Genomic DNA, 13,609 nt, shown 5'->3' with positions numbered 1-13,609 from the left:
CCCGGCCCCGGTAAACGCGCACGCCGGCAATCCGCCCGAGTGCCGGCGCCGCGCACCCGGCCAGCGCAATCAGCACCAGCCCAAGAACCAACACGAACACCGGCCCCATCACCATAACCCCTCCCCCGCGTGGCGGCACTGTCCCCGCTCTTGTTAGGGGACAGGTTTATAGCAATCACACCCCCCCCTGTCAATAGGTATTTGCCTATTTCAGCACGGCGGGAACGCGTCACCTGTCAACGCCTTGTTCGCGCCCCCCCTCAACCTGCGCCGCCTTCTAATTTTAGAATGATTTTGAGGAAAACGCGCGACCCGTTTCAACGAAGGGCGATCGCAAGGGCGCCCAACCCCCTTGCTTCGTCTGCGGAACGGCCCCTCAGAGTTTAATCCGCCACGTTCAGCCGCTCGGCTTCCGCCTTGGCGCGGGCGCGTTCGCGGTTGCGCAGCCAGAAGCCGGACTGCACCGGCCAGGCGTGGAAGTCCTGCCGGTCGCCGGTCAGCGCGTGGTAGGCATGGTGCGGCCATTGCGGGTTGGCCAGCGCCTCACGCGCCAGCGCCACCAGATCGGCCTGACCTTCGGCAATGATGGTCTCGGCCATCTGCGGTTCGGTGATCAGGCCCACCGCCATGGTGGCAATCGCCGCCTCGTCCCGAACCTTTGCAGCAAAGGGTACCTGATAGCCGGGACCGGCCTTCACCGCGCCGCGCGGCACCGACATGCCGCCGGAGGAGCAGTCCACCACGTCGACGCCCAGCGCCTTCAGGCGCGCGGCCAGCGCGACCGAGTCCTCCGCCGACCAGCCCTCTTCCACCCAGTCGGTCGAGGAGATGCGCACGAACACCGGCTTGTCCTGCGGCCAGACCGAGCGCACCGCCTCCACCACTTCCAGCGGGAAGCGCATGCGGTTGGCGAGCGAGCCGCCGTAGTCGTCCTCCCGCTTGTTGGAGAGCGGAGAGAGGAACTCATGCAGCAGGTAGCCGTGGGCTGCATGCACCTCCACCACGTCGAACCCGGCTTCCAGCGCCCGCTCCGCCGCGCGCCGCCAGCTGTCGCGCAACTCGGCCAGATCCTCCATGCTGAGCGCGCGCGGGGTCGGCCAGCCCGCATCGAACGCCACCGCGCTCGGGGCTACCGTCTCCCAGGCCTGCGGGTCCTCGGCGGGCAGCGGCAGGTCACCGTCCCACGGCCGCGCGCACGAAGCCTTGCGCCCGGCGTGGGCAATCTGGATGGCGGGCACCGCGCCGTTCTCCCGCAGGAATTCGGCAATGCGCGCCAGGGGTCGAATGTGCGCATCGTCCCACAGGCCGACGTCTCCCGGCGTGATGCGCCCTTCCGGGGTCACCGCCGTCGCCTCCACCATCACCATGCCGAAGCCGCCAAGCGCGAAGCGGCCAAGGTGCACCAGATGCCAGTCGTTGGCATAGCCATCGAGGGCCGAATACTGGCACATCGGCGCGACCACAAGCCGGTTGCGGAGGGTCACGCCGCGCAGCTGAAGCGGGCTGAACAGTCGGGGTTTCGTCATGGATCCTGGCCTTTCCTGAATACGACAGAATTCGCTCTCAGCCGCACAACGCACAGGCGGCCGGAAAGCAATCAGTGCCGTGCTAGGTGGGGGCCCTCCTGTGCACCGTGAATATGCCGGAGTGGAAACGGTCCGTCCTGATTTGGCGTGTTTCGTCAGCCGGAACCCATCGCCAAGGCTTCTAGGAATACGACATTAAGTCGCGTTTTTATTGCGCAGAATAGTCTTTATGGCCTAGAAACGAAATCACCGGATCGGACGGGCCGACCCGGTGATTGGCGGGATTGCTCCCATCACGTTCAGAAGGAGAATGGAATGGACGTCCTGATCCTTCTGGCCCTCATCCTATCCCGGATTGAGATTTCTATCAATATCCGGTTCAGGAGATAAGGTCAGGCCCCGGGAAGGGCGTACCCTTTCCGGGGTTGACCAGAGGAGAGATGATGCTGACCAGGTTAAGCGGTGCAGAAGCCAGGGGTATTCGCAAAGGCCGCCGGCTTCACGGCACGCTCAAGCTGACGCAGGAGCGGCTTGCCCGCCTGTTCGGCGTCGAGACAAGGACGGTCCAGCGATGGGAGGCGGGGGATGTGCCGATCGATGCGCGCACGGCCCTCGCCTTCCGTTTCGTCGAACAGGCAACGCAGGAGGTGCTCGACCGATTGTGGGAGGAGGCGACGGGGGCCCCTCTCGCGCAAGCCCAAACGCCCGGCGAATAGGAACGAACGGCCTTACCCCCTCGCCACTGCCCGTACGGCTTCAAGCGCCCGCTCGATATCGCCCGGTGTGTTGTAGATCGAGGGTGTCAGGCGCACGTGCCGGGTCGCGTAGGGCGCAACCGAGGCCACGATCCGCCGCTCCTTCAGCCGGGCCGCCGCCTCATCCGCGCTAAGCCCCGCCACATCGAACGAGACGATGCCCGCTGAAAGGTCGGTCCGCCGCGGTGTCTGCAGGGTCACGCCCTCGATCCGCACCAAGCCCTCCTTCAGTTGGGTCGCCAGCTGCTCGGTGCGGGACTGGATGTAATAGGGCCCGACGCGCTCGTGAAAACCGAAGGCGTCCGCCAGCGCCCACTGATGCTCGTAGGGCTTGAAGCCGCCCGCCATCATGGCCGAGGCGCCAAACGGTCCCACCGGGTCACGCTGCTGCAGCCAGGCGCTCCAGCTTTCCCCGTCGATGAAGCTGGGAATGGTCGGGCGCAGCATCGCCCAGCCGCGCGGGCTGGCCACGATCAGCCCCGTGCCCCGCGGGCCGAACAGCCACTTGTGGCACCCGGCCATGAAGAAGTCGCAGCCAAGGCTGCCGAACATCTCGTTCTGGTTGCCGAAGCCATGAACCGCATCCAGCCCGAACAGCACCGGCGCATCCGGCGGGCGGCTGGCGTTGATGCGCGCCAGCCCGTCTGAAATCATCCGCACCGGAATTTTCAGCCCGGTGCTCGAGTGCACCCATGTCAGCGCCACCAGCCGGGTCTCCGGCCGCACTTCGCGCAGCACCCGGTCTGCCAGCGCCTCGGGCGTCACTTGGCCGATATCCTCATACAGGTTGATCTTGCGCACCCGCGCGCCGGTGCGCGCCGCTGCCAGCCGCACGGATTCATGGGTCACGTAATAATCCTGATTGGTCGTCAGGATCTCGTCTCCCGGCCGCAGCATCAGCCCGTTGTAAACCAGCGCCACGCTCATGGTGGTGCTGTCGGTCAGCGCGATGTCCCGCGGGTCGACGCCCATGTACCGCCCCGCCGCTTCCAGCGCGAGACCGCGCAGGCGGGAGTTGTTCTCCTCCAGATAGACCGCCGGGTTGGCATCCAGCGCCCGCCGGTATCCCTCGATCGCGCGGCGCACCGGCTCGGGGTGCGAGGAAATGAACATCGCGCTCAGATGCACGTAATCCGGAGAGAGGGGAAACTGCTGGCGAATTCCGGCCCAGTAGGCCTCCCATGCCGCCTGCCTTTCCCCGCTGGCCGCCGCCGGATCGCCCGGTCCGGAAGAGGCCGCCACCAGCCCCGCCGCCAGAATGGACGCCGTGCGGGTCAGGAGGGCACGCCTGTCGAGTGTCATACTGCTATTCAACTCCTGCCGAGAACGCGGACTCGCGAACGCAAGCCTTCCTCAAGGGCAACGCCTGAAGACAGAAGCCGTTCAAATGGTTTGCTTTTACTCCTGCTGCGGGCGGGGCGGCGGTGCTGTCGGGCCGGGGGGCGGCGTGGCCGGGCCTACCCCGCTCATAAAGCTCTGCAGCATGTTGATGGGCAGCGGAAACACGATGGTCGAGTTTTTCTCGGTGGCGATGTCCTGCAAGGTGGAGAGGTAGCGCAGCTGCATCGCCTCCGGCACCACGGCCAGCATGTGCGCCGCATCCACCAGCTTGCGGGCGGCCTGCTCCTCCGCCTCCGCGCTGATGATGCGGGCGCGCCTGCCGCGCTCCGCCTCGGCCTGGCGCGCAATGGCCCGCACCATGCTCTCGTCGATATCCACGTGCTTGATCTCGACGTTGGTCACCTTGATGCCCCAGGCATCGGTCTGGCTGTCGAGAATTTCCTGAATGTCCCGGTTGAGCTTGTCCCGCTCCGCCAGCATCTCGTCCAGCTCGTGCTTGCCGAGCACGGAGCGCAGCGTAGTCTGGGCCAACTGGCTGGTTGCCGCCATGAAGTTTTCCACCTGAATGATCGCCCGGTCCGGGTCGACCACGCGGAAATAAAGCACTGCATTGACCTTAACCGAGACGTTATCGCGCGAGATGACGTCTTGGCTCGGCACGTCGAGCACGATCATGCGCAAGTCCACCCGCACCATCTGCTGCACGATGGGAATGAGCAGGATCAGCCCCGGCCCCTTCACGCCCGTGAACCGCCCGAGGGTGAACACCACCGCCCGCTCGTATTCCCGCAGGACCTTGATTGCCGAAGCCAGAATGAACAGCGCCAGCAGGATGATGAAACCATAGGAAATATAATCGAACATCGCTCAGGGTCTCCCGTCGCTTGGCGGCGCGGTGCCGCCCATTCCGCTCCTCCGTCCCCCGCCCGCCTCTGGCGCTGCGCCATTGACAGGTTCAACGGTCAGTATCAGTCCGTCCCGCCCCGTCACCCGCACCGCCTGCCCCGGCATGAGCGCACGCCCCGACAGCCCCGCCGCCCGCGCCTGCCAGTTCTCGCCATGCACATGCACCTCTCCCCGGTCGCCCTCCCAGTAAAGCACCACGCCTGCCATGCTGCGCAGGGCAGGGTCCCCCGTCGTTGCCCGGCGACGGTGCGCCTGCCAGCCCACCTTCAGGATCAGCAGCAGGAACGCCCCGCTCATGGCTGTCACCGCCAGGACGATGCCCGGGGCCAGCGTGAAGCCCGGCACCTCGCCCCGGAACAGGATCAGGGAGCCGATGGCGATGGCCGCAATGCCCCCCACCCCCAGAATGCCGAAGGACGCCGCGAACGCCTCCGCCACCAGCAGCGCGACCCCGGCCAGCAACAGCAGCACGCCTGCCGTGTTGATGGGCAGCAGGTTGAGCGCGAACAGCCCGACCAGAAGGCATAGCCCGCCGATCACGCCCGGCGCGAACGTGCCCGGAGACAGGAACTCGAAGATCAGACCGTAAAGGCCCACCATCAGGAGGAGGTAGGCGATGTTGGGGTTGGTGATGGCCGCCAGGAACTGCGTGCGCCAGTCCGGCGGCATTTCCACCAGCCGCAGATCCTGTGTTGCAAGGGTTAGCCGGGTTTGCCCCACCAGCACTTCTTGCCCGTTCATCTGCGCCATCAGATCAGCCATGTCCCGCGCCACGATGTCGATGACCTTCTGCTCCAGCGCCACCCTCGCCGGCAGGCTCGCAGCCTCGCGCACGGCCCGTTCCGCCCAGTCCGCATTGCGGCCGCGCAGATCGGCCAGACTGCGAATGTAGGCAACCGCGTCGTTCGTCGCCTTGGCCCGTTCGGGCTCGAGCATGCCGCCGCCTTGCGTGCCTTTTCCCTCCCCCTCCTGCCCCGGCTTTTCACCGGGCGAGGGGCTGGCGGGCGGCGCGCCTCCCCCCCCCCCGCCGATCGCCACCGGCGTCGCGGCGCCCAGGTTGGTGCCCGGTGCCATTGCCGCCACATGGCAGGCATAGAGAATGAAGGTTCCGGCGCTGGCCGCCCGTGCCCCGCTGGGGCTGACGTAACAGGCCACCGGAATGGGCGAAGCCAGAATGCGCCGTATGATCTGCCGCATGACCGTATCGAGCCCGCCCGGCGTATCGATCCGCAGGATCAGGAGAGAAGCCCGGCGACGCTCCGCCTCCTCCATGCCCTGCTCCAGATATTCCAGCGTGGCCGGACCAATGGCATCATTGATGTCGAGAACGATTGCCTCGCGTGCCCTGTCCTGCTGCGCCAGAGCCATGCCGGGGAGCAGCACGAGGCCAAGCACGGCGGCAGCCATCGCGCGAAGCATGGCGAGCCACACGAGCCGGAGGCCCGCCCGCGCGGCTCTCGCACCTGTACTGGGCACCTGTCCTGTCCTCCGGCCGATGTCTCGATTGGCGCAGAAAGCAACCATACCTGGCTGAAGCGCGCCGGTTCCTCTGCAGTTTTAAACCGGCAGGTGCGCTTCCCTGTTCCCTGCGCGGCCCCATACACGCGCCCTGTCCGGCCATTCTTGCCCGTCAATTGCGGTTTGTCGCGCGTTCCCGAGGCCTGCGCCGCCTCCACCTTCGGGCAAACGCCTTCCGTCCGTTCGGCCCGTGAGAGCAGGGGTGTTCTGAAAGCTCAGCGCAGCGTGTCATTCTCCGCCGGAACGGGCCGCACCCGGCGCCCCATAAAATCGGCAAGCAACCGCTGTGGGCAGAATGGCTGCCGGCTTCGAGTGATCCGGCAATTTTTTGCGATCCTGCGTTCTGATTTTTTTCGGAAGGAAAATGTGAGATTTAATTTATTTAAATTAATTCCAGAAAAATCTTAAAGTCTCCGCTCGGAAATGTGAGGCTTGGTTGCGCCTCCTCCTCAATAATGCTTGTTTGATACAGGTTTGGCTACCGGCGCAAGAGGACTACGGCCGCACCAGAACACAGCCAAACGAATCAATTTTACAATTTTCCAATATGATTTTTGCGTGCGGCCGAGACACGACTGCCCGCCGGACGCCCGTTCTGACGGCACTCCTCAACCACCAGATCAGGTGGGTGTTTGGTTTCACGCCAGTCAGCGGTCGCCGTGAAACCGGCAGAAAATAGGGAAAAATATTATTTTGTTATAAGTTTCATCATCTTAATCGCTGCAAGCAATTAAGAACAATTCTCTAAATATGCTTGACCGGATTTCACTGCCAAGGCAAAGAAATTGAGGCCCGCTCAGCGCCAGAGCGGGCCTCCAGTTCAGACCAGCATAGCGTTTTCCGCTTTTTCGGGATCTTCCTTCGGGCCCACAATCGGGCTGCTTCCCGCTGGTCTTGTTGTCTCCCTTGCCAGAGCTGGCAACAGCTCAGGCAGAACTGAATTGGATCAGGTTTGTCCGCGTTGCGGTGTCAAATATCGTTCAGGTTCAGATCAATCCCCGCACAGGTTGCAAACAACCGTCAACGAAAGGCTGTTCGCGCCAAAGCCTTCTCGCCTCAAAGCTGTTGAGCTTGGAGCGATGCCAGCCATGGAGCCGATATTTTCAGCATAAGGAACATGCAGCCAGGTTACAGGCATTGCAGGCCAGAAGACCTTCGTCATGATTTTGACATCCCCCCGCTGAGCGCTTCCCCGCCATGCGCGGTTCGCTCAGACCCCTCATATTCCCCTCTACAGACTTAGACGAAATTTGACCATTGTTGTCCGGTTATATTTAGAATATTTTCTCCACCCCCCCTTCGTCTGCGGCAACCCAGGGCAACGCCATAAACCGGACAGCGCCAGTACGCATGGAAACCACCGGCCAGGCCCCATTCTTCAGCCGAGTTTCCCCGGCATTGCTGCAGAGGCAGCGCGCTCCAGCACCAGCCTTGCCGGTGGCTCTGCAAGCGGGCTGCCGTTTGCAGCGAGCCTACAGATAAGGGCGGGCGGCCCTGTTCAGGCGATCCATGACATTTCGAATTTGCTCGTACATCGTTGATCGCGGAATCTGGTACTGCTGTGCCAGCTCCCGCACTGTCACCGAACCCAGCCGATGCTGGAGAAACTGGGTGCGGGTGGTCTCGGGCAGACGCTCCAGTTCCCGCACCACGGCCTCCCACGCCTGGCGTCCAAGCAGAATCCGCTCCGGTGACGCCGTCTCATCTGCATGCCCGGTCAAGGCCTCGTCACACGGCACTTCCGGTATCGCCGATGCGCGAACCCGGTCATACAGAAGGTTGCGCACCGTTCGCCGGATAAAGGCCTCGACATTCGCAACCGGCCCCGCGCTGTCATCCCTGCTATAGAGCCGTACGAAAGCCTCCTGAATAATGTCCTCCATGTCCTGCCGTGACAGGCGGCAGTGAGTCTGTCGGCGCAATTCATTTCTGGCGGCGGCAATTGCCTGCACTTCTCCTGCGTATTTTCTCGTAGGCTGCGTCTGAGGCCGCGGCACTGATACGGACGATGACGGCGCGCTTGATGATGATAGGCATGTCGATCCGACCCCTGGCAGACCGCCCCTTTGCAGACAATTTCCTTTTTCACCTGCCGCGCCGGTTCGATTATCCCTGATACCCATACACGCCCCGCTGTCACGGAGCCCTGTTACTCGGGTCCCGTCATCAGACTGGCAAAGTTCGTTCCCGGGGCACAGGGCCAGCCATGGTTCTCCACACCCTACCGGGTGCAACATCCGACAGTAGCCAGCAGACACACGCCCCGTGCCGCGACGCTGTCCATCCCACGTCCGCAGCGCCGAGAAGCGGCAGGCGAGGCCTTTGCTCTTCACATCCGGCTTCCCGAAACTGAAGTGAAGCCGTTCGCCACGCCCCATCACAGCACTGTTGCAGACGGGCAATTCGATCCACCGATCGCACGATCCTGGCCGCTCCGCCCTTCACACCGGGCAACTGCACAGGGCACCCATTGCCCGGGTTGCTGCTGGCGTTCTTGCGCCAGTTCAAAGCTCCGGGGTGCGAGCCTGCTCACCCGTCTTGCCCCGTTAGGGGCAAGACGGCGCAGTGTGTCCGCTGGCATTCTGTCGGAGTGTTAAACCAAAGCCCGCTCTGGAATTGCTGACTGGCGGGCGGGTGCCAGATCTTGCATCGCACGGCGCGATGTCTCCGGCAGCCAGGTTTCGGCTTCGGCAGTCTCTTCAGGGGTTGAGCCGTGAATAATGGCGGCAGCCATCGTCACCGTTTCCCGCAGGAGAGATTCCTTGACCTCCACCAGATTATCGCAGCCAAGCGCGACCATGCAGCTGCGATCCAGATGGCTGGATACCGTCAGCAGCAGCAGGCAGGCGTTACCCACCCGCAAGCGGAGCGCTGACGCGTCCATATCCGTGCAGTGCGGCGCAATTGCATCGAACACTGCGTTCAGTCTGGCCGCGAGAAATGCCGTTGCGGCATCGGCCGTGGCCGGATCATCATCCATCGCGAGGCGGGTCAGGAACTTGATGACCGTCATGCCCCACTGCGATGCTCGCTTGAGGTCGTCCAGAGACAGTGCAAAGGCATGCAGTACATCAAATATGCCGCCCCGCTGCGCATAGCCCGGAATGTCCACAGCCCAGTGCTTGTCGATCATCTGGAGAATGCCGGCAAGCAACCCGTTGCGGTTCTTGAAGTGATAATGCACCGCACTGATGTTGTGGCATTCTGCCTTTTCGACAACTTCCCGCAAAGGAACGTTGGAGAAGCCACGCTGGGCACTGAGCGCAATCGCGGCCAGGATCAACCTCTCCTTTGTTGACCCCCCTCTTTCTCTTCTTGTTTTGGGATATTCGGTAGGTGCTTTGCCCCCAATCGGCTCAGGCACATCACACAAGGCCATTGGATAGTCCTTTCTCGCCTGCTGTTTTATTGCCAACTGCCAGGACAACTAGCTTACGGCATGGTCGCCGCCCCCGCTGAAGCCTCGCAGCCAGTTATGGTCTTTGAACTCCCCGAAACACGGTCTGCGATCTGTGCCGCGCACGCGAACCCAGGAATGGCCAATACAAAGCAGGACGAGAAAAGCCGCCACAGTCCTATCAGTCCGGTGTGCGACGCAAATCGCTACGGAACGAAACCGAGTAACTGAAAGTGGCGCTGGCGGGATAATGTCATCGATGTTTGGAAGACGCAACACATCTAGAGCATTTTTTTCATCTGTGGGATAAGTAATCAACTAAGCCAACAACTTTATATTACTCGCAGAGATTGATGCGCGCGCGCTAATCATGGCGCCGGGACTGTTTAGATAAATTATAAAAACAAGCCTGTAACGCCTGTAAATCCGGGAGTCCTTGACTCTGCAGGACTCTCGCCAGCGTTATTGATGTCTCAGCAGTGCAATGAGTGCGGGATTCCAATAAATGCATTTCCGCGACTTGGATTCTGAAACTGCCTTCAAAATGCTGCGTCTCTCGCTGGCGAATGATGAAATTTGGCAACACACCTAACTTCGGTATTCGCGTGGACGCTATTTCAAAAGCATGTCTGAGCTGCGGATGCGGCATCAAAGCCGCTCTGCCTTTGCCGCAGCTCTCAGCATCCGGTCGAGCTCACGGTCTACTTTGGAATGCTGGCGCATGAATTTCTGATACAGCGTTTCGGCCTCTGCCTGCGTCTTCGCCTTGGCAAGGCGGTCCCTCGTCGAGGCCTGGGCCATCAGGTCGCGATAGATGCCGCCAACGTCCTTGCGTCCGACCGCGTCGCCGCCCTTCACCTGAATAATCCCGCCGTGCTGGGCCACCAGCTTCTGCAGATCGCTATACCGGCGATTGTTGCGGGCCAGCCGTGAATCGGCCCGGCGCACCAGCCTGTCCACTTCCGGATTCTGTTCCGGCGTATCAACAACCGTTGCCCGGCCCCGCACCTCGATCAACATCGACCGAAGACCCTTTTCCGTCTCGCGCACCTCCACAAGCGCGGCGTTGAGACGATCGCCCCGCAGATCGGGTGTATCGAGCACGATATGCTCAAGGCCCGACAGCCGCCGCTTCGCCTCCGTCACCCTGAGCGCCGCATCGCGTGCCAGCTGCTTCGGCAAGCCCGCGCCATCAGACCCGGCAGTTGCACGCATCACCTGCTCCAGTTCGGAGACGGCTCTGCGGGCCGATGCCAGCGCCGACTGGAACTGCCTGCGCTCGCGTGTCGCCACGCGCTGCTCGGCCTCGCGGGCGGCCGCATGCTCGCGCCCAAGGCGCAAGGCCTCCCGGATCGCGACCGACTGGGAGCGGACATCTTCATATGCCGAGGCGATCTCGGCGAGCTGCCGGCTGGCAATGAGGGGATCAGACGGTGCCGCCGCCTTCACGGCGCTCTGCATCCTGTCATGCGCCGCACCCAGCAGGCCGTGGGCCGAGGCTGTCGTTCCCAGGAGCAGCGTCGGCTCCGGCCGCTTGTCCCCGGCCAGCAGCTTCTCCAGCAGATGAAAATTCGCGTCGCCGTTGCTGACGAGTTGTTCGGCCGAGCCCGTGTATCCGGCAATGCTGATGGTCCAGGCTTCCTGCACCACTGCGCGTATGGCTTGCCGCTGCTGCTCCAGCACCGCCGTGAAGGACTGGCTCTGCGGCGTGCGCCCGGCGGAATCGGGGGCTGCATGGAGAGCCTCAAGCTCCCTGACGGCGGCCGTTGCCCTCGCCTCCACGCCGCGCAGCGCCTCGATCTGCTCGGCCGGCCATTCCAGCTTCTCCGCTTCCGCCACCTGCGCAGCCACTTGCCGGGCCGCACCCCGCGCAAAGGCCACTTCCTGCTCCAGCAGCATCAGGGGCGCGGATTGTTCGCCGCTCGCTGCAGGCGCGGGCCAGAAGCCCGGAGCTTGCGTGGCGGCGTCCGATCCCTCGCCGCCTGCCGGGAACAGGCTCCACCCCAGCACAAGGGCCAATGCGACGCCCCCTGCCACTGCCGCTGCACCCAGATACGGCATCCTCCGCCCGCGCGGTCGCGGCGTCTCGTCCTTCGGCGCGTCCGCCTGCAATGGGGTTGAGGTCAGATCATACGCGGTGTCATCCTCAAGGCGTGGCAGACGAACAAGCGCCCTGGCGTCCGAGACGTCCTGCCCGGCATCCGGCATCGGATCGGCTGCAGGCAGATCCGGCTGCGGGCGCACGCTCGGCCATGCCGCGCACCAGTCCTTCATGCTTTGCGGCCGGTCCGCCGTCACGCACGAGAGGGCGGCTCCAACCGCGTCCCGGAACTCGGCGCTGTACTCCTCAATACAGGCGGCAGGCCAGTCAATCGGCCCCAGCCGGGTGACCGCCTCGGGCGGCGGGCCGCCCGTCATGCAGTGGTAGAGAACCGCGCCCAGCGAATAAACGTCGCTCCAGGGCCCGGCGGGCGCCACCGGCACCAGCAGCTCGGTCGGGCAATAGGCCGTGTCCGGATCGTCCTCCCAGCCGCGCGGGGCCGCGCCGCCCGCAAACCCGGTGAGCAGCAGCCGCTTGTTCTGGCGCATGATGACGGCGGGGCTGATGCGCAGGTGGCAAACGCCTGCATCGTGCAACTGTCCCAGCGCCAGCGCCAACGGCCGGAACATGGCGATCAGGCGCTCTTCCGGCTGGCGATGCCTGAGGTTCAGCTCGGTCGACAGCGGCGTGCCGCCGTAGCGGTCCATCACCATGTACGCCGTGCCCTGCTCCATGAACACGGAGCGCACGCGCGGCAGATGAGGCACGGGCCGCGCGGCACACAGGCCGGCCAGCGCCGCGCCCTGCATCAGGAACGTCTCCCGGCCCGCAAGAAACTGCTCGCCCGCCTCTCCGGCGCGGGGGCTGACACTGCCATTTGGGTGCCGCACGCTGATGCCGGATGGGAAGAATTCCTGAAGGAAGGCGCCTTCAGCCGTGTCCTTGTGGGTCACGAGGTAGACAATGGCGTCGCCAGCCGCGTCGAACACGCTTTCCACTCGCCAGGCGCGAACATTCGCTCCGGCTGGCAAGGTTTGAGCGCATACGGCGGCAGTCATGGCATCCCCTGTTCCATCGCTTGTCTCCAAGCCTGGCAGCAGGAAAAACGGCTGTGACTTCCGCAAGTTGCGAGCATTATTGTCACAGGCGTAACGGCACGCCGCATCTCAAGGTCAGGAATCGCGGATTTCCGCCAAATTCCATCGCAAGGGGGGGGAGCGTATCAGGATGCGGGTTCAATCAGCGCCGCATAAACCAGCGTGCGCAATTCCCGACGAATGGCATAGGCGGAGGACGGTATCAGCTGGGTCATGAAGATGACCGCCATGTCCTCACGCGGATCAATCCAGAAATAGGTGCTGGCAACACCGCCCCAGAAGAAGTCGCCCCGGTTGCCGGCCAGCATCGTGCGCGCCGGGTCCATGGTCACCGCAAAGCCGAGGCCGAAGCCCACGCCCGCATAGGCGGACTCGCTGAACATGGAGCGGGAGAGGCTGTGCATGTCCTGCCCGCCGGGCAGGTGGTTCGCGGTCATAAGCTCGATGGTTTTGGGCGCGAGCACCCGCGCGCCGTCGAGTTGCCCGCCTTGCAGCAGCATGCGGCAGAACCGCAGATAATCATGCGCTGTCGAGACCAGGCCGCCGCCGCCGCTGACCATGACCGGCTGCGTCAGGTACGGGCTCCGTGCCGGGTCGTCCTGCAGCGCAAAGCCGCCCTCCGGCGTCGTCTGGTAGCAGGCGGCCAATCGGTCGGCCTGATCGGGCCTGACGCAAAAGCCCGTATCCTTCATGCCAAGCGGGGCCAGAATGCGCTCGGCAATCACCTCATCCAGCGGCTTGCCCGCAATCCGACTCACCAGATAACCCAGCACGTCCGTCGAGACGGAGTAGTTCCACGCCGCCCCCGGCGAGAACTCCAGCGGCAGGCCAGTCAGTGCGGCGATCATGTCCTCAAGGCTGGAGTTGAGAGCAATCTCCCCCACCTGCCTTGCACGGTAGGCGGCATCCACCGGGGTGCGCTGCTGGAAGCCGTAGGTGAGGCCGGAGGTGTGACGCAGCAGATCAATCATCTGCATCGGCCGGTCCGGCGCTTGGGTGCGAAAGCTTCCCTCAGTCCCGCTTTCGTA

At 63.7% G+C, this 13,609-nt stretch carries 10 protein-coding genes; 1 reads left to right on the top strand and 9 read right to left on the bottom strand.

The annotated features are described in order from the left end of the window. Positions 1-383: 383 nt before the first annotated feature. Positions 384-1,526, bottom strand: coding sequence for an NADH:flavin oxidoreductase/NADH oxidase (locus tag VIG90_RS06545; protein ID WP_331592681.1), 1,143 nt, complete (start codon positions 1,524-1,526; stop codon positions 384-386). A 443-nt stretch (positions 1,527-1,969) separates the two neighbouring features. Here VIG90_RS06545 and VIG90_RS06540 point away from each other — a divergent pair, with 443 nt between their 5' ends. Beyond that, positions 1,970-2,242, top strand: coding sequence for a helix-turn-helix domain-containing protein (locus VIG90_RS06540; RefSeq protein ID WP_331592680.1), 273 nt, complete (start codon positions 1,970-1,972; stop codon positions 2,240-2,242). A 12-nt stretch (positions 2,243-2,254) separates the two neighbouring features. On the opposite strand, the gene VIG90_RS06535 is transcribed toward VIG90_RS06540, so the two are convergent. The 8 genes from VIG90_RS06535 to VIG90_RS06500 form a co-directional block, all read right to left on the bottom strand. Next, positions 2,255-3,583: an aminotransferase class V-fold PLP-dependent enzyme gene (locus VIG90_RS06535; RefSeq protein ID WP_331592679.1), complete on the bottom strand. Its 1,329-nt coding sequence runs from the start codon at positions 3,581-3,583 to the stop codon at positions 2,255-2,257. Between the two features lie 96 nt (positions 3,584-3,679). Next, complete coding sequence (locus VIG90_RS06530; protein ID WP_331592678.1) at positions 3,680-4,486, bottom strand: slipin family protein; 807 nt, start codon at positions 4,484-4,486, stop codon at positions 3,680-3,682. A gap of 3 nt (positions 4,487-4,489) precedes the next feature. Beyond that, on the bottom strand, positions 4,490-6,004 hold the full coding sequence (locus VIG90_RS06525; protein ID WP_331592677.1) for a nodulation protein NfeD: 1,515 nt from the start codon (positions 6,002-6,004) through the stop codon (positions 4,490-4,492). A gap of 1,033 nt (positions 6,005-7,037) precedes the next feature. Continuing rightward, positions 7,038-7,208, bottom strand: a complete 171-nt coding sequence (locus VIG90_RS06520) for a hypothetical protein (protein WP_331592675.1) — start codon at positions 7,206-7,208, stop codon at positions 7,038-7,040. Between the two features lie 310 nt (positions 7,209-7,518). Beyond that, complete coding sequence (locus tag VIG90_RS06515) at positions 7,519-7,998, bottom strand: sigma-70 family RNA polymerase sigma factor (RefSeq protein ID WP_331592674.1); 480 nt, start codon at positions 7,996-7,998, stop codon at positions 7,519-7,521. A gap of 641 nt (positions 7,999-8,639) precedes the next feature. Then, complete coding sequence (locus tag VIG90_RS06510; protein WP_331592673.1) at positions 8,640-9,329, bottom strand: hypothetical protein; 690 nt, start codon at positions 9,327-9,329, stop codon at positions 8,640-8,642. 762 nt (positions 9,330-10,091) lie between these two features. Beyond that, positions 10,092-12,542, bottom strand: coding sequence for a serine/threonine protein kinase (locus tag VIG90_RS06505; protein WP_331592672.1), 2,451 nt, complete (start codon positions 12,540-12,542; stop codon positions 10,092-10,094). A 164-nt stretch (positions 12,543-12,706) separates the two neighbouring features. Continuing rightward, positions 12,707-13,609 (bottom strand): serine hydrolase domain-containing protein (locus VIG90_RS06500; RefSeq protein ID WP_331592671.1); only part of this gene is annotated, 903 nt, incomplete at its 5' end.

Source organism: Pedomonas sp., assembly GCF_036515995.1.
Lineage (GTDB): Bacteria > Pseudomonadota > Alphaproteobacteria > Sphingomonadales > Sphingomonadaceae > Pedomonas.
The sequence above is the reverse complement of the archived record's forward strand: the minus strand, read 5'-3'. Positions and strand labels throughout refer to the sequence as shown.